The organism is Flavobacterium flabelliforme, assembly GCF_017948675.1.
Classification (GTDB): Bacteria; Bacteroidota; Bacteroidia; order Flavobacteriales; family Flavobacteriaceae; genus Flavobacterium; species Flavobacterium pygoscelis.
Genome location: NZ_JAGFBU010000004.1, coordinates 258389 through 275641 on the forward strand (window position 1 = coordinate 258389; position 17253 = coordinate 275641).

At 32.6% G+C, this 17253-nt stretch carries 16 protein-coding genes; 3 read left to right on the top strand and 13 right to left on the bottom strand.

The window, feature by feature from the left end; translation table 11 throughout:
* The first annotated feature begins 7 nt into the window (after positions 1–7).
* Together J3S90_RS11675 and J3S90_RS11680 are read left to right on the top strand one after the other, a co-directional pair.
* On the top strand, positions 8–1009 hold the full coding sequence (locus J3S90_RS11675; RefSeq protein ID WP_210646332.1) for a PorP/SprF family type IX secretion system membrane protein: 1002 nt from the start codon (positions 8–10) through the stop codon (positions 1007–1009).
* Positions 1010–1240: 231 nt separating this feature from the next.
* Positions 1241–1522 carry a hypothetical protein gene (locus J3S90_RS11680; RefSeq protein ID WP_188050477.1) on the top strand — a complete coding sequence of 94 codons (282 nt, stop codon included), beginning with the start codon at positions 1241–1243 and terminating at the stop codon, positions 1520–1522.
* A gap of 152 nt (positions 1523–1674) precedes the next feature.
* Here the strand turns inward: J3S90_RS11680 and clpB are convergent, their stop codons facing one another.
* The gene (clpB, locus tag J3S90_RS11685; protein ID WP_188050478.1) at positions 1675–4278 is read right to left on the bottom strand and encodes an ATP-dependent chaperone ClpB; all 2604 of its coding nucleotides are present in this window, start codon (positions 4276–4278) and stop codon (positions 1675–1677) included.
* Between the two features lie 145 nt (positions 4279–4423).
* Between clpB and ytxJ the strand changes: the two genes are divergently transcribed.
* Positions 4424–4813 carry a bacillithiol system redox-active protein YtxJ gene (ytxJ, locus tag J3S90_RS11690; protein ID WP_210646333.1) on the top strand — a complete coding sequence of 130 codons (390 nt, stop codon included), beginning with the start codon at positions 4424–4426 and terminating at the stop codon, positions 4811–4813.
* Between the two features lie 74 nt (positions 4814–4887).
* On the opposite strand, the gene J3S90_RS11695 is transcribed toward ytxJ, so the two are convergent.
* The 12 genes from J3S90_RS11695 to J3S90_RS11750 all read right to left on the bottom strand — a co-directional run bounded on the left by J3S90_RS11695 (position 4888) and on the right by J3S90_RS11750 (position 17216).
* Entirely contained in the window at positions 4888–6072 is a 1185-nt protein-coding gene (locus J3S90_RS11695; RefSeq protein WP_210646334.1) for a hypothetical protein, read from the bottom strand.
* On the bottom strand, positions 6059–7054 hold the full coding sequence (locus J3S90_RS11700) for a DUF2157 domain-containing protein (RefSeq protein WP_188050481.1): 996 nt from the start codon (positions 7052–7054) through the stop codon (positions 6059–6061). The genes J3S90_RS11695 and J3S90_RS11700 overlap by 14 nt, the downstream gene beginning before the upstream one ends.
* A gap of 193 nt (positions 7055–7247) precedes the next feature.
* On the bottom strand, positions 7248–7820 hold the full coding sequence (locus J3S90_RS11705) for a hypothetical protein (protein ID WP_188050482.1): 573 nt from the start codon (positions 7818–7820) through the stop codon (positions 7248–7250).
* A gap of 106 nt (positions 7821–7926) precedes the next feature.
* The gene (gene argH / locus J3S90_RS11710; protein ID WP_210646335.1) at positions 7927–9207 is read right to left on the bottom strand and encodes an argininosuccinate lyase; all 1281 of its coding nucleotides are present in this window, start codon (positions 9205–9207) and stop codon (positions 7927–7929) included.
* A gap of 208 nt (positions 9208–9415) precedes the next feature.
* Positions 9416–10486 carry a M20 family metallo-hydrolase gene (locus tag J3S90_RS11715; protein WP_210646336.1) on the bottom strand — a complete coding sequence of 357 codons (1071 nt, stop codon included), beginning with the start codon at positions 10484–10486 and terminating at the stop codon, positions 9416–9418.
* A gap of 52 nt (positions 10487–10538) precedes the next feature.
* Positions 10539–11384 (bottom strand): acetylglutamate kinase, encoded by an 846-nt coding sequence (gene argB, locus J3S90_RS11720; RefSeq protein WP_210646337.1) that lies wholly within the window; start codon positions 11382–11384, stop codon positions 10539–10541.
* A gap of 11 nt (positions 11385–11395) precedes the next feature.
* Positions 11396–12376: an N-acetylornithine carbamoyltransferase gene (locus J3S90_RS11725; RefSeq protein WP_210646338.1), complete on the bottom strand. Its 981-nt coding sequence runs from the start codon at positions 12374–12376 to the stop codon at positions 11396–11398.
* Positions 12377–12558: 182 nt separating this feature from the next.
* Entirely contained in the window at positions 12559–13695 is a 1137-nt protein-coding gene (locus tag J3S90_RS11730; RefSeq protein WP_210646339.1) for an aspartate aminotransferase family protein, read from the bottom strand.
* Positions 13696–13840: 145 nt separating this feature from the next.
* Entirely contained in the window at positions 13841–14818 is a 978-nt protein-coding gene (argC, locus tag J3S90_RS11735; protein WP_210646340.1) for an N-acetyl-gamma-glutamyl-phosphate reductase, read from the bottom strand.
* A 42-nt stretch (positions 14819–14860) separates the two neighbouring features.
* Positions 14861–15265, bottom strand: a complete 405-nt coding sequence (locus J3S90_RS11740; RefSeq protein WP_210646341.1) for a hypothetical protein — start codon at positions 15263–15265, stop codon at positions 14861–14863.
* A gap of 31 nt (positions 15266–15296) precedes the next feature.
* A complete protein-coding gene (locus tag J3S90_RS11745) occupies positions 15297–16490 on the bottom strand; it encodes an argininosuccinate synthase (protein WP_210646342.1) in 1194 nt (397 codons plus the stop codon).
* A gap of 108 nt (positions 16491–16598) precedes the next feature.
* Entirely contained in the window at positions 16599–17216 is a 618-nt protein-coding gene (locus J3S90_RS11750) for a GNAT family N-acetyltransferase (RefSeq protein WP_210646343.1), read from the bottom strand.
* Positions 17217–17253: the final 37 nt, after the last annotated feature.

The following is a 17253-nucleotide window of genomic DNA, read 5'->3' on the forward strand; positions in this document are numbered from 1 at the left end:
CCAACTAATGAAAATTAAACTATTATTTATAATTATATCTTTTTGCATTTATTCTAAAGCAAAAGCTCAAGATCCTGTTTTTACACAATATTTTCTAGTTCCAGAAACTTTAAATCCTGGTTTTTCGGGCTTTATGGAAACTACATATACTGGTATTATTCATCGTGAACAGTGGCCAGATTTAGATTTAAAAATTGATACGGACTATGCTTTTTTAAATACTTGGAATGAAAACATCAGTAGTGGATATGGAATTAGTGTTTTAAACCAAAGAGAAAATGCGAGTAAATATAATTTTACTCAAATTAATGCAAATTACGCTTACAGAGTTAGAATTAATGACGATTGGTATTTTAGACCTGCTCTTGAAGTAGGGTTTGGATTGAAATCATTTGCTTTTCAAAATTTACTATTAGAAGATCAAATAAATATTAGAACGGGAATAACAAATGCAAGTTCTATAGATCCACTTTTAAGAAACGATAAAATTACTTTTTTTGATGCTAGTGCTGGAATGGTTTTTAATACGGATAACATGTGGATAGGATTGTCTATGAAACATCTTAATAAACCTAATATTTCATTTTCTGAAGATGGAAACTTACCTTTAAATACTTTTTTTTCATTGAGCACGGGTTATGAATTTCTTTTGGCAAATTATATTGATGTTCAGTTTTTTCCTTATGCAACCAAAATGTTTGTTACATCAAACTATATGCAACAAGGGCGTTACAATCGTCTTGATCTTGGTGCCTCAATACTTTTTGAAAAAATGTTTTTTGGCGCTACTGCGGTTACTAATCCAGCTAAAAATGGGTTGAATAGCCAATTGGTTACCTCTGTAAATCTTTTTACAGGATTGCAATACGAACATTTAAGACTCGGTATTGCTTATGATTTGAATACCTCAAAAATGGGAAAAACTGGTGGAGTCTATGAGTTGTCATTAACCTATCAATTTAATCTTGATAGAAAATGTTTTGGTTGTCCTAATTATTCAGGTAAATAGTTCAAATAAAAATAAAATGTCTTTTAAATAAGACCTATTAAGTTAGTTTTCTAAATTAATTTAAAAAATAATAACAATAAATTTTAATATTTTAATTTACTATAAAAATTAATATAAAATTGGCACAGTGAACTTAAGGAGGTGCTATTTTTGTGAAATGTAACAAAGCTTGAAAAAAGCTTATGTTTTGCAACATGCAAATTTTTTATAATTAATTAAATTTTTACAATTATGACAGATGGATTTAACATCATTGATAAAGAAGACGTAGCGCTTCTTAAATTTCCACAAACAGATGTTCTTACTGATGATCAAGAAATAAAAACTAGATTGAGCGAGATTAATAGAGCTTTATCTTTGGGTAATTTAGAACATTCAAAAATTAAAATTTTCTTTGAGGATACCGAATCTAAAAAAGTAGTCGATACTACAGTTTGGGCTGTTACTGATAAAAATGTGATTTTAAAGCAAGGAGTAATGATTCCGATTCACAGAATTCATAAACTGTTTTAAGAATATATTTTTGAAATAATTTACAATAGCTCTAGATTGCAACCGTTTTATTTTACATTAAAAAAAAATCACCAATCTTTCGACTGATGATTTTAAAAAAAACTTTGCCAAAGTTCAATCATTTGGCAAAGTTTTTTATTTTAAATTCATTATTATTGAACTAATTCCGTTTGATTTCTAAAAACTAGTTTGCCATCAAACGCATCAATTAATACAATGCTATCAGTAGTTATTTTACCAGATAGAATTTCCTTAGAAAGTTCGTTAAGTACCTCTCTTTGAATGACTCTTTTTACTGGTCTTGCTCCAAATTGAGGATCATAACCTTTCTCCGATAAATAGGCAATTGCATCTGGAGTAGCATCCATAATAATACCTTGTAATGCTAGCATTTTAGTAACACTTTTTAACTGTAAACCTACAATTTGCGCAATATTTTCAGTAGTAAGTGGGGTGAACATTACAATTTCGTCAATACGATTAATAAATTCTGGGCGAACCGTTTGTTTTAATAATCCCAGTACTTCTACTTTTGCCGCTTCGGTTGCTGCTTCAACACTACCTTTTAAATTCTCAAATTTATCTTGTATAATTTGGCTTCCCATATTAGAAGTCATGATGATAATCGTATTTTTAAAATCGGCCAAACGTCCTTTATTATCCGTTAAACGTCCTTCATCTAATACTTGAAGCAAGATATTAAAAGTGTCCGGATGTGCTTTCTCAATTTCATCCAATAATATCACAGAATATGGTTTTCTTCGAACGGCTTCTGTTAATTGTCCCCCTTCATCGTAACCAACATATCCTGGAGGCGCACCCACCAAACGGCTTACGCTATGGCGTTCTTGATATTCACTCATATCAATTCGCGTCATTGCATTTTCGTCATCAAATAGATATTCGGCTAATGCTTTTGCTAATTCGGTTTTTCCAACTCCTGTTGTTCCAAGGAAAAGAAATGTTCCAACAGGCTTTTTCATATCCTGCAAACCAGCGCGACTTCTTCGTACTGCATCACTCACAGCTTCGATTGCTTCTTCTTGTCCAACCACTCTATGGTGTAACTCATCTTCTAGTTTTAGCAATTTTTCACGTTCGCCTTGCAACATTTTCATCACTGGAATTCCAGTCCATTTTGCCACTACTTCAGCAATATCTTCTCGAGTAACTTCTTCTTTTATTAAAGAAGTTCCAGATTGATTTTCTTGTAATTGTTTCAACAAAACATCCAATCGTTCTTGGGCCTCTTTAATTTTTCCATAGCGAATTTCAGCTACTTTTCCATAATCACCATCGCGCTCTGCACGTTCTGCTTCATATTTAAAGTCTTCGATTTCTGTTTTTACCGCTTGAATATTATCTACGACATCTTTTTCTGATTTCCATTTAGCATAGATCTCGTTGCGATCTTCTTTGAGATTGGCCAAATCCATTCCCAAAATTTTGAGTTTGCTTTCGTCTTTTTCTCTTTTGATTGCTTCGATTTCAATTTCTAATTGCATGATTTTTCGATCTAAAACATCCAGTTCTTCTGGTTTAGAGTTGATTTCCATGCGTAATTTTGAAGCGGCTTCATCCATTAAGTCAATCGCTTTGTCTGGAAGAAAACGGTTCGTAATATAACGTTGTGATAATTCAACCGCAGCAATAATAGCATCATCTTTTATTTGAACTTTATGATGCGTCTCATATTTTTCTTTAATACCACGCAAAATAGAAATAGCACTTTCGGTATCTGGTTCTTCCACTATTATTTTTTGAAAACGTCTTTCTAGGGCTTTATCTTTTTCAAAATATTTTTGATATTCGTCTAAAGTTGTCGCACCAATCGCACGTAATTCTCCACGAGCCAACGCTGGTTTCAAAATATTAGCAGCATCCATAGCACCTTCGCCACCACCAGCTCCTACAAGCGTGTGTATTTCATCTATAAACAATACAATATCACCTTCTGAAGAGGTAACTTCTTTAACGACTGCTTTCAATCGTTCTTCAAATTCCCCTTTGAATTTAGCACCCGCAATCAGCGCTCCCATATCCAGCGAATAAACAATTTTATCTTTCAAATTGTCCGGAACATCACCATCTACAATTCGATGTGCTAAACCCTCTGCAATAGCCGTTTTACCAACTCCTGGTTCTCCGACTAACATTGGATTATTCTTGGTTCTACGAGTTAAAATTTGCAACACACGACGTATTTCCTCATCTCGACCAATAACGGGATCAAGCTTACCATTTCGAGCTAATTCGTTTAAGTTTTTAGCGTATTTATTTAGCGAGTTATAGGTTTCCTCAGCAGATGCAGAGGTTACTCTTTCTCCTTTACGCAATTCCTCAATTGCTGCTTTTAATCCTTTGCCAGTTACACCTTGGTCTTTTAATATTTGTGCCGCTTTAGTCTTTGAATCAAAAATGGCTAAAATTAAATGCTCAATAGAAACGAATTCATCATTCATTTTCTTAGCAATAATTTCTGCTTCATTAAGCGTTGTATTTGCTGTTCTAGACAGCATTATTTCACCACCAGAAACTTTTGGAAAGCTCTGAATCGTACTATCCAATATTTGGATAAATAAAGGCACATTTACATTGAGTTTTTTAAGTATAAAAGGAGCAACATTTTCATCGACTTCAAAAATTGCTTTGAAAATATGTTCATTTTCTATTTGTTGTTGCCCATGGCTTTGCGCCAATTGTTGCGAAAGCTGAATGGCTTCCTGCGACTTAATAGTAAATTTATTTATGTTCATGATTTTATATGGTTTTGTTGTAATTTGATTAACTTTGAAAACTAGTATTCAATTTATATTCCATCACAATAATACAGACAAAATGACAGAATTTTCATGATTTTTATCATATTAAAATGTCAAATTGACTTAAAACAAGACAATTATGAGCTTTTTTAAAAATATTTTTAGCAGTTCAGATGAAAAAGATTCAAAAGAAAGTAAAATCGATTGGATTGAACTAACAGATTTAGGACAGTTAAATGAAATCAGTGCGTTATCCAACGAAAAACCAGTCGCTATTTTTAAACACAGTACGCGATGCAGTATAAGTAGGATGGCCTTGAAACAGTTTGAAAATGAGTTTGATAGCTCAGATAAAGTTACGCTTTATTTTTTAGACTTGATAGCCCATCGCGATGTTTCTAATGAAATAGCGAGTCGTTTTGGTGTAACGCATCAATCACCACAATTGATTTTAATAAATCAAGGAAAAGCGGTTTATCATGTTTCGCATAGTGATATTGATGCAGAAGCATTAGTTAAGCAAGTTTAGTTTCATACTTAAAAAGGATACCGCATTTCATAAATTTATTTGAAAATAAATTTATGAAATGCGGTTTTGTTATTTTAAAATTCACCACTAGATCCTCCTCCGCTAAAACCACCTCCACCAAATTCTATAGGAGAATCTTCAACTTTAACTTCAGGTTTTATTCCTAATTGCGAAGCAGAGACAATAATTTGAAGGTTTGCAAAAGCATCAGGATTTGTAAAACGATCTACTTTAAAAGTAATTCCTGTCTCCTTATATTTAGTTTTCTTTATAGCAAAATAAGTAAAAGCAAACAACAATAATCCGCCAATGCTTAAAGCCACTTCTGTTGGTAAAATATGATGATAGATTCTAAAAGAAAAAATACTAAAACAAAAGGCTAGGAAACCAATCCAAAGCATCATTCTGTCTTTGTTTTTCAATGAAAAAAAGAGATAGGCGATAGGAGTTATTATTGTAAAAGCCCAAAAGAGTAGGGCAAAAGGAATTTCTGGGCTTCCTCCTTCAAAATAACTTTCAGATAACGATGCATTCAGTTCTCTAACTACATAATAATTGCCGGCGAGATAAAATAAAATGAGACAAAATCCTTGTACAAGCTTTAATCCTTGATAATAGTACGGTAAAGTTAAATTTTGAAGTGCTTTTTTTGCTAAAAAATAAAAAATCCCAGAATACAATAAAAACACAAAAGGCAATATAGTTTTTCCTATTATTAAATAATTAAATACCGAATAGGCAAGTGTAGCAGTTATTCCCATACAAACCAATAATGCTAACGTAATATTTAAATAACGCAAATAAGTAACACTCGATATTATTGCCATAACAACAAGAATAGCGAGATAATTGGTATCGTAATTTTTTTCGAAAGTTAATCCCACGGCAATTAGCAAGGCCGAAATAGCTCCTAATATAAATGCATCATCTAAACCATAACCAAAATACAGCAGTGCTTTAGACATATATTCCTTGGTAGCAAAACCAATAAGAGCAAAGAAATAAATAAAGTATAGATATTCATTTTCAGAATTACCGAGTACAAGAAGTGATAGCATTCCACAAATCGAACTGTATAAGAATAGACCTAAAATAAATAGACCTATTCGCATAAAGATATTGTTCTGAGTTTTAAGTTGAGGATGTTTTTTCTCAAATGTATTTTGTTGTTCAGGATTAATAAAGCCTGCTTTTTTTAATACACGTACTTCTTCGTTTAGATAAAAATTGTCTAAAAGTGTTTTGTTATAGGCTATCATTGCTCGTTTTTTTATTGAAATGTTTAATAAGTTTTATAAATCCAAGTATGGATCCAATAAAGTAAAAAGGAGTTAACACTAAAAATAGCGATAAAAAGTCCTCTACATGAATAAGGTCTATTATTCTAACAAAAAAGATATTCATTCCTATGAATCCGTATAATACCGTAAATATAAATAAGGACATCGACTTGGTTTGAAAACTTAAATTGTAAAAGTAATAAGCAGCAATTGCCATAATGATTCCAGCAGGAAACCAAAAGTCATCGCACAAATTGACAATGCAAGCAATACCAATTAAATGCAGTGAAAAACTTAGATAAACGAGATTAAAATGCTTTTTTAAATTTATTTTGATGGAATATAAAGACCATAACAATAAAAACAATCCAAATGCTAAACCGATATAACTTAAAGTACGATTGTTAAACATTTCGTTTTCAAAATAGTGTTTAGGATCAACTGATAACCCCAAGTAAGCTGCCATTCCGGTAATTCCTATAGATAGCACACTTTTGTTATCGAAATAATAGCCGCAAAATAGACTAATAACGGTTGGAATTATAGTCGCTAATCCATAATGAGTTCCAAAAGCTTCGTATTGAAACTGTAAATAACCAACAAACGAACAACTTAAAATAACTGCCGTAAGTACTAAATAATCATATAAGGGATTGGAAAAAGGAACTTCTCCCTTTTTGAAACCTTCATGATTTTTAAAACAAAAATAAAAACAAACTAGTGTCATTATTAATAACAGTCCTAGCAAAACAGTATGACCAATGGTATCAATATTTTGATAAATCAGAATACCTACGCCTGTTGTGAACAATAAAATAGATAAGTATAATAAAAACTTTAATTCATTATGAACCGAAAATAGATTTAACGCTCTATAATCCTTAATCTCTTCGAATTGTTGCTTCGTTATTTGATTATGTTCTAGAAGGGTTTGTGCAGACTGTTCTTCGAAATTGACCATTTTCTTTAATTAAGATTTTTCTCAAATATATAGAATTTTTAGTACTAAATTAATAAGCACTTCTACTATTCCTTTACAATTGAAAAGCATTTTGTTTTAATTCCTTTGAGTTTAGGTAATTATTAGGCATAAAAAAACCAATATTTCACAAGCGAAATATTGGTTTTTTCCAGTTTTAAAATAATTATTTATTTTATTTCTGAATTTTTATATCCACAACAATTTTTGGATCATACCCAACTCTTTGTACTGATTTTATGTAAATAGCTCCTTTTTTTCCAGCTGCATTTTTGAACAACACAACATTTGGAACATAGCTATCAGGAAATGATTTGTTATCATCAGCATCGACTTTGATTGCATCAAGATCCGAACCTTTTTCTAATTTATTAAATTGTTCTAAAGTAAGTTGCTCTCTTTGGTAATTAATGTAAAGTGTGGTAGCCCCATTTTTTATTCCGTATTCTACATTACTTGGGCTCACAAAATAGTTAAAAGAAAAACTTCCGCTATAAAAAACAACATCTATTTTTGGTAAAATAGTTGCATCAATTTGTGACTTTTTATAAGATTTACCTAATTCTGTCGAAAAATATCTTCCTGCATCAAAACCTTCAGTAAAATCTAAAGAGAATTTAACGTCTTTAAATGTTTTTAAGGTTGAATTGTCTTTTTGAACTTCATCAGCCGAAGAATCATCTTTTGAACAACTGTTTAATGCTAATGATAAGCTTAGGAATAAAATAATTTTGTAATGTAATTTCATGTTTTTTATTTTTTTTGCAAACGTAAGAAAATTATGTGTAATATTAATGATTATTAAGAAATATTTTTCTGACAATTGTGAAGTATTACATTACCTATATTTTTAATTAAAAGCTGGCTTTCATTTTTTCTTTAATCTCATTTAAACACAAATTGTTAATACTACCTTCATGAGTATGTCTAGTTTCCTTTGGTGAAGTATAAGTGCCGTTTTCGAGTTGTTCTGCAACACTTTTATAGGCATCTCTAAAAGGTATTCCGGCTACAACCATTTCATTTAAAGAATCTACGGTGAACAAATAATCGTATTTTTTATCTTCTAGGATATGCTCTTTTACTTTGATATCTTTTATCGAAAACAGAGCAATGTCTAGACAAGCTTTTAGGTTTTGAATCGCTGGAAATAACCCCTCTTTTAGCAATTGTAAATCTCTGTGATAGCCACTTGGTAGGTTATTTGTTATTAAAGTTATTTCATAAGGCAAGGCTTGAATTTTGTTGCATTTGCCACGAATGAGTTCAAATACATCTGGATTTTTCTTGTGTGGCATGATGCTGGAACCCGTGGTAAGATGTGCTGGTAAACTGATGAAATCAAAATTTTGGCTCATGTACAAACACACATCCATTGCGAATTTTGACAAGGTTGCTGCCACGCTGCTCATAGCAAAAGCAACTGTTTTTTCTGATTTTCCGCGGCTCATTTGTGCTGCAACCGAATTGTATTTTAAGGTTTCAAAACCTAATTCCTGAGTTGTAAACGTTCTATTAATAGGGAACGAGCTTCCGTAACCCGCAGCAGATCCTAATGGATTTTGGTCTACGATTTTTAATGCTGCGTTTAGCATTGTAATATCATCAATTAATGTTTCAGCATAAGCAGAAAACCACATTCCGAATGACGATGGCATAGCAATTTGCAAATGTGTATAACCGGGCAATAATATATTTTGATATTTTTCTGCGGATTGCATTAACAAGTCGAATAGTTGTTTTATTTGTGCTTTAAGCTCTATAATAACGTCTTTTAGATATAAGTTTACATCTACTAAAACTTGATCATTTCTAGAGCGTGCGGTATGAATTTTTTTACCAGCATCGCCTAGTTTTAGTGTCAATAGATATTCGATTTTTGAATGTACGTCTTCAAAACTATCCTCAATTACAAAGTTTCCGTTTTCAATGTCTTTGATAATTACTTCTAAAGCCACCACTAAAGAAACTGTTTCCGCTTGTGTTAGCAGACCAATTTCTCCTAGCATTTTTGCATGAGCGATAGAGCCTAATGCGTCGTATTTAGCTAAAACCAAATCTAATTCTCTATCGTTTCCAACTGTGAATTGTTCGATTTGCTTATCTGTTGGTATTCCTTTTTCCCAAAGTTTCATAATGTTATTATTTTCGATTCAACTACTATTTACTTAAAAGTAGTTTGAAGCAATTTATTATTTTTTTAATTTGATTTTTAACGATTTTAGAAACTAAAAAAGTTCTCGTTTGACTAAAACCTAGCCCTGATAGCAGTGAAAATCCTTTTTTGAGGTTTTTACCGAAAAAAAGATTGTAGCGGATAGCAGGAAATAGCTCCAGAAAAAATTACTGTTGAAAGAAATCGCTTAGTATTTTAATGTACAATTGAATTCCTTCTTCAATTTCATTGAGGTAAATAAATTCATTTGCTGAGTGTGACCGCAACGTTTCTCCAGGACCTAGTTTTAAGGATTGACAAGTCAAAACCGACTGATCTGAAAGGGTAGGAGAGCCATAAGTTGTTCTTCCCAAGGCTATTCCGGCTTTTACTAAACCATGATTTGTAGGAATAGAAGAAGCATTTAAGTGCATGGAACGAGGATTTACTTCGGCCGAGATATGATTTCTGACTGTTTCTAAAATTTCGGTGTTAGTGTAACAATCATTTACTCTAATATCGACCACTAAATCGCATTGTGATGGAACAACATTATGCTGTTTTCCGGCGTTTATTTGAGTTACAGTCAATTTTACAGGACCTAAAATTTGGGATATTTTATCGAATTTATAACTGTTAAACCATTCTATAACTGGAACTGCATTATAAATTGGATTGTCAGGATTATGGTGTGCGGCGTGACTTGCTGTGCCTTTTATAACGACATCAAGAACGAGTAAGCCTTTTTCGGCGATGGCCAATTGCATTAAAGTTGGTTCCCCCACAATGGCACAATCTAATTTTGGTAAATGTTTCAAGACGCTATTCAACCCGTTTTTACCACTGCTTTCTTCTTCTGCAGAAGCTACGATGACACAATTATAGGGCAAGTTTTCAGTAGCGTAGAAATACACAAAAGTAGCGAGCAAGGAAACTAAACAACCGCCTGCATCATTACTTCCGAGACCAAATAATTTACCGTCTTGTACAAAAGCTTGAAAAGGATCGTTCGTATAGCCTTGATTTGGTTTTACGGTATCGTGATGCGAATTCAGTAATAGCGTGGGCTTAGTTTCGTCAAAATGTTTATTGAAAGCCCAAACATTATTATTTTCTCTTTTAAAAGGGATTTCGTTTTGTGTAAACCAATTTTCGATTAAAAGCGCTGTTTTATCTTCTTCGCTAGAAAAAGAAGGCGTTTCTATCATTTTTTTTAATAGTGTAATCGCTTGTTGTGTTAGGTTTTCTATAGTTTTCATAGTTTACGGTTTAGTTGCGATGACGCTATTTTTAAAATATGCTTTTCGTCTTTTATAGCTTAATTGTTGTTCCAGCACAATCAGTATTTTGTAACATACTGTGATGACCAATTTTTATATTAGTAACTCCTTTTTTTAAGCTGTTGAAACAGTTTTCTAATTTGGGAATCATACCAGAATGTATTGCTTTTTCTTCTTTTAGTTTAGAATACAGTTCTTCATTGATACTTATAATTAGGGATTTGTCATCATCAGCATCCAATAAAACGCCAGTTTTTTCAAAACAATAATTTAGAGTCACGTTGAATGTTTTTGATAAAGCAATAGCTAATTCGCTTGCAATGGTATCTGCGTTGGTATTTAATAATTGTCCTTTTCCGTCGTGCGTTATCGCGCAAAATACAGGAACAATTGTGTTGTTTAGTAAATTGGTTAAAAGCGTTCTATTTACCGATTTTATATCCCCAACAAAACCATAATCAATAGTTGGATCATTTCTTTTTTCAGATTGAATTAGATTACCGTCTGCACCGGAGAAACCCATCGCATTACAGTTGTTCGCTTGCAGTTGTGCAACAATGTTTTTATTTATCTGTCCTGAATAAACCATCACAGCAACATCAAGCATCGGCGCGTCTGTGATACGTCTGCCATCAATCATCTTTGGCTTTAATCCAAGATTTTCAGCCATTTTTGTTGCTGATTTTCCACCGCCATGAACCAATATTTTAGGTCCTTTAATTTTTGAAAATGCTACTAAAAAAACAGCTAATTCTACTGGATTATCAATAATGTTTCCTCCAATTTTTACAATACTTAGCTCGTCTAAAAAAGAAGAGTTCGGCGAAGTGGAGAGAGGCAATTGCTGACTTTTGGATTCTTTAGATGATAAATTCATTCTTTGATTCTTTATTTTTTAGACTTTTTTGTTGCCTTCTTAGGATCTAGCTTGGTTTTTAATATTTTTTGTAGCACTAATTGTGCTGCAAATGTTCTGTTATTGGCTTGTTCGATGACAATTGAATTCTCGCTATCCAGAACCTCATCAGTTACAATTACATTTCTTCTTACTGGTAAACAGTGCATGAATTTTGCATTATTGGTGCGTTTCATTTTCTCGGCAGTAATGGTCCAACTGGTATCCGAATTAGTGACTTGTCCGTAGTCCTTATAACTACTCCAGTTTTTGGCATAAATAAAATCAGCATTTTCAAAGGCTTTGTTCTGATCGTATTCTACAGTAACTCCTTTTGTGATGTCAGGGTTTAGTTCGTAACCTTCTGGATGTGTCAAAATAAAATCCGCGTCCTGTAACTGCATCATTTCCAGAAAAGAATTAGCTACAGCTTGTGGTAACGCTTTAGGGTGTGGCGCCCAAGAAAGCACTACTTTTGGCTTGTGTTTTGTTTTGTACTCTGCCATAGTAATAGCATCTGCCAAGGCTTGTAAAGGATGCGCAGTGGCACTTTCCATATTTATGATGGGAACAGTAGCGTGTTTTATAAAACCAGATAATACGGTTTCGGCATTGTCTTTTTCTTTGTCTATCAATCCTGCAAATGCTCTAACAGCAATAATATCGCAATATTGAGAAACTACTTCGGCAGCTTCTTTAATGTGTTCTGATGCACCTGAATTCATTATAGCACCATCTTCAAACTCAAGTGTCCAACCTTCGTTTGTGAAATTCATTACCATTACATTCATTCCTAAATTTAGCGCTGCTTTTTGAGTGCTTAAACGGGTTCTTAAACTCGAATTAAAAAATAACATTCCTAAGGTTTTGTCTTTGCCTAACTTTTTGTTTTTTAATGGTTTTTTCTTGATTTTTAACGCTTGTTTTACCCATTTGCTGAGTGAATCGATATTTTGTATTGTAGTGTAGTTCATGATTTGAAAGTTTAATTGGAGTAATCTTAATTTATAAAAGACCTTTTTAATTTAAATAAAACCTACCTCGATTAAATCTATGAGTCGATTTTTAGATTTGATTTTTTAAAATGTATTTTAATTTTTTTTAGTAGAAATGATGTCTTTATTTAATGTCTAAATAATCAATTTAATTTAGATTTTTAATTAACTTCTTTTAAAGATTCTTTTAAAGCGATGATAAAAGTATCGATATCTTCCTTGTTGATTGTCAATGGTGGAAGGATTCTTAATAAGTTTTTATTGTTAGCATTTCCTGTAAAAATATGTTTGTCAGTAATCATTTTTTTACGAAGCCCACTTACGTCAAAATTAAACGCTACACCCAACATTAATCCTCGTCCTTTTACCTGGATTACTTCTGGAACTTGTTTGATTGCTTCTAAAAAGTAGGCATAAATAGCATTTACGTTATCCATTAATTTCTCGCTTTCAATCACATCCAACACTGCTATTGCAGCAGCACAAGCCAAGTGGTTTCCGCCAAAAGTGGTTCCTAAAAGTCCATAGCTTGCTTTGAATTTTGGAGCAATCAAGATGCCTCCAATAGGAAATCCATTTCCCATTCCTTTGGCTATGCAAATAATATCTGCTTTGATATTGTGATGTTGATGAGCAAAAAACTTTCCACTTCTTCCATATCCCGATTGTACTTCATCTAAAATCAGAACAACGTCGTAAGTCGCACATATTTTTTCTAAGCCTTGAAAAAACTCCGTTGTTCCTTGGTCTAAACCTCCAACGCCTTGAATTCCTTCGATAATTACAGAAGAAACATCTCCTTTTTTAAGTTCAGCTTCTACTAATTCAATAGCATTCAAGGGTAAAAACGTAACCACTTGTTGTGCATTTATTGGCGCAACAATCTTTTTGTTATCGGTAACTGCAACTGCTGCCGAAGTTCTTCCGTGAAAGGAATTATCAAAAGCAATTACACGGGATTTATTATTGTGAAAAGAAGCTAATTTTAATGCATTTTCATTGGCCTCGGCTCCAGAACTACATAAGAATAAGGTGTAATCGTTTAATCCTGATAATTTTCCTAGTTTACTAGCTAATTCTACTTGTAAAGGATTCTGAATGGCATTAGAATAAAAACCAATTTTATCCAATTGATTTTTCAACTTAGCAACATAATGGGGTTGGGTATGACCAATAGAAATTACGCCATGACCGCCGTATAAATCTAAATAATCAATTCCGTTTTCGTCTGTTATGGTACAATCCTGTGCTTTTACAGGAGTAATGTTGTATAATGGGTAAACGTCAAATAAGTTCATATTGTTCCTCCCCCTAACCCCCTCCGAAGGAGGGGGAATAGATAACAACGGGGGGTGTTGCTTTTAAAATAAATGAATATCTATAATATAATTTTTAATTTTTTGTCAATAATTATGTTCAGTTACTCCTTCGGGGATTAGGTGATTAAAACCCTGATGGTTTCAAATGCAATCCGGTACTTTCCGCTAAACCAAACATTAAATTCATGTTTTGTATCGCTTGTCCTGAGGCTCCTTTTACTAAATTATCAATAATGGAAGTAATCAGTAAGCGGTTCCCTTTTTTCATTAAGCTAATAATACATTTATTGGTTTGTACTACTTGTTTCATATTAATCCCAGTAGTCGTTACCGTTACAAAAGGTTGGTCTTTATAAAAAGCTTCATATTTTGCTACTATATCTTCTAAGCTTTCTTCTACTGTAGTGTATAAAGTGGCAAAAATTCCTCTAGCAAAATCTCCTCTGTTAGGAACGAAAATCAATTCGTCTTTATATTCTGATTGTAATTGATTGACAGTTTGATTTATTTCTCCCAAATGTTGGTGATCAAAAGCTTTATAATGCGACATATTATTGGATCTCCAACTAAAATGTGTCGTTTCTGAAGGAGAAACTCCAGCTCCTGTACTTCCTGTTGTAGCATTAATATGCACATCATTATGCAATAATTTGGCTTCTGCCAAAGGCAATAGCGCTAATTGAATGGCAGTTGCAAAACAACCTGGATTAGCAATAAACTGAGCGTTTTTAATATCAGATTTATTCAATTCAGGTAATCCGTAAACAAATGATTTTCCAGCTAACTCTTTATCTTTTAGCAAACGAAAATCATTTCCTAAATCGATGATTTTAGTATGGCTTGCCAATTGGTTTTGTTCCAAAAAGGATTTCGATTTACCATGGCCTAAACATAAGAATAGCACATTTACATTTGGATTCACAGTATCGGTAAAATCCATTTCGATATCGCCCAACAAATCATGATGTGCTACCGAAAGTGGTTTTCCTGCGTTTGTTGTGCTGTATACAAAATCTAATTTGGCATTCGGGTGAAACATCAGAATTCGAATTAACTCTCCTGCTGTATAACCTGAACCTCCAATTATTCCGATATTAATCATATTTTTGTGTTTTTTAAGATTTCACAAGAAATCTTTTAATTTTTAATCAATCGCAAGAACGAATTCAGCGGATACAAATTTTATTGACTTCAATGTTCCTAAAGTTGGATTAAGAGCACTTTCAACATCATAACTAGCAATATAAAAGGAGTTTGCTTCAATTTTATCGTAAGGATTGTCGTTGGGTACTTTTGTGATGGGAGTTAAAATAAGTCCATCGGCGTCATATGTTATTTTATAATTTCCTCTTACTGCAACATTATTAGGATTATTAAACTTTATTTCATAGCGAAACCTAGATGTATTATTACCAGTATCAGGAGTATATTCAAATAATAAAACTTCATAAGTAATATTTTTTAATGTCTCTTTTTCAAGTTTGTCATCACTACTACATCCTAAAAAAATAAGAAATAAAGGGATTAAAAAAGCTAATTTAATTTTCATAGTTTTAAATTTAAATTGTTACAAAAGTTAATTAATTATAGTTTTCATTATTTACAGACGAAAATATGTTTTGGGCATTTCCTAAAATCTTAATAAATCCTTTTGCATCATCAGATGTCCAAGCATTATTCATTTCACCGTATTGACCGAAACCAGTATTCATTAAATCATTTTCGGATTCAATTCCGTCTAATGAAAAGTGGTACGGTTTCAAGGAAACTGTTACCGTTCCATTTACTGTTTTCTGAGTGTCTTCAAGGAAAGTTTCGATATTTCTCATTACAGGATCCAAAAACTGGCCTTCATGAAATAACATTCCGTACCAGTTTCCTAGTTGTTCTTTCCAATATTGTTGCCATTTTCCAAGAGTATGTTTTTCCATTAAATGGTGCGCTTTGATAATAATTAAAGGAGCAGCAGCTTCAAAACCAACTCTTCCTTTTATTCCGATAATAGTATCACCTACGTGAATGTCTCTACCAATTGCATAAGCATTTGCTAGTTTTTCTAAAGCTACAATATTATTAGAAGGTTTGTCTTTTTTACCATTTATAGCAACTAATTCTCCTTTTAGGAATTCTAAAGTTACTTTTTCTTCTCCTTCTTTTTGTAATTGCGACGGATAAGCTTCGCTCGGTAATGGTTTTGACGAAGTTAACGTTTCTTTTCCGCCAACACTAGTTCCCCAAAGCCCTTTATTAATTGAATATTGTGCTTTTTCCCAAGAATAATGAACCCCATTTTTTGCTAAATAGTCAACTTCTTCTTGTCTCGATAATTTTAAATCTCTAATAGGAGTGATTATCTCAATTTCGGGAGCAATGGTTTGAAAAATTAAATCAAAACGGATTTGATCATTTCCCGCTCCAGTACTTCCATGAGCTATAGCGCTTGCACCAACAGATTTAGCATATTTAATGGCTTCAATAGCTTGAAAAACGCGTTCTGCACTTACCGATAATGGATAAGTATTGTTTTTTAATACGTTTCCATAAATCAAATACTTAATGGCCTTGTCATAGTATTTATCAACAATAGTCAAGTTAACGTGTTGTGCACTTCCTAAATCGTAAGCTCTTTCTTCGATTGCGGCCAGTTCCTCCTCATCAAAACCTCCTGTATTTATAAGTACAGTATGAACTTCGTATCCTTTTTCATTTTTTAGATATTTTAAACAATAGGAGGTATCTAATCCTCCGCTATAGGCTAATACAACTTTTTTCATGATTTCATTTTTTTCTCTCTAATACATTTGATTTATAATCGGTGTTCTTTTGTCTAAAGAGTATTATTTTTTATTTAAATTTTGAATTTTTTCGTTTTGTAGAGGGAATTAATCCTCTAAGAACAAGGCTTGCTTTATTTTTTTTAAACGATTCCATATCCGGACATTAAACGGATGTTTTGGTGGGTTTTTAGGTTTTTCTTTTGGGTCGTAAAGCATTCCAGTACACAAACACATTTTGTTGTCTTTACTTTTTAAAATTTCATAATTGGTGCAAGTTTGGCATCCTTTCCAAAAACTTGGATCAGTAGTTAATTCAGAGAATGGTACCGGTTTGTAACCCAATTCCGAATTGATTTTCATAACTGCTAAACCTGTTGTGATACCAAAAACCTTGGCTTCGGGATATTTTTTCAAGGAGTAATCAAATACAAATGATTTGATTTTTTTTGCCAAGCCTAAGTTTCTAAAATCAGGATGAACAATTAATCCTGAATGTGCTACAAATTTTCCATGTTCCCAACTTTCGATATAGCAAAAACCAGCAAATTTGCCATCAACTAGTGCAATGACCGCATCGCTGCTTTCCATCTTTTTCTGGATGTATTCTGGCGTTCTTTTAGCAATTCCAGTACCTCTCAGTAAGGCAGATAATTCAATAGTATCGCATATTTCTTGCGCATATTTATAGTGATTTTCATCAGTTACAAGGATAGAAATGTTCATTTCAAGAGTTGAATTTGTAGTTAAAAAATATACTAGG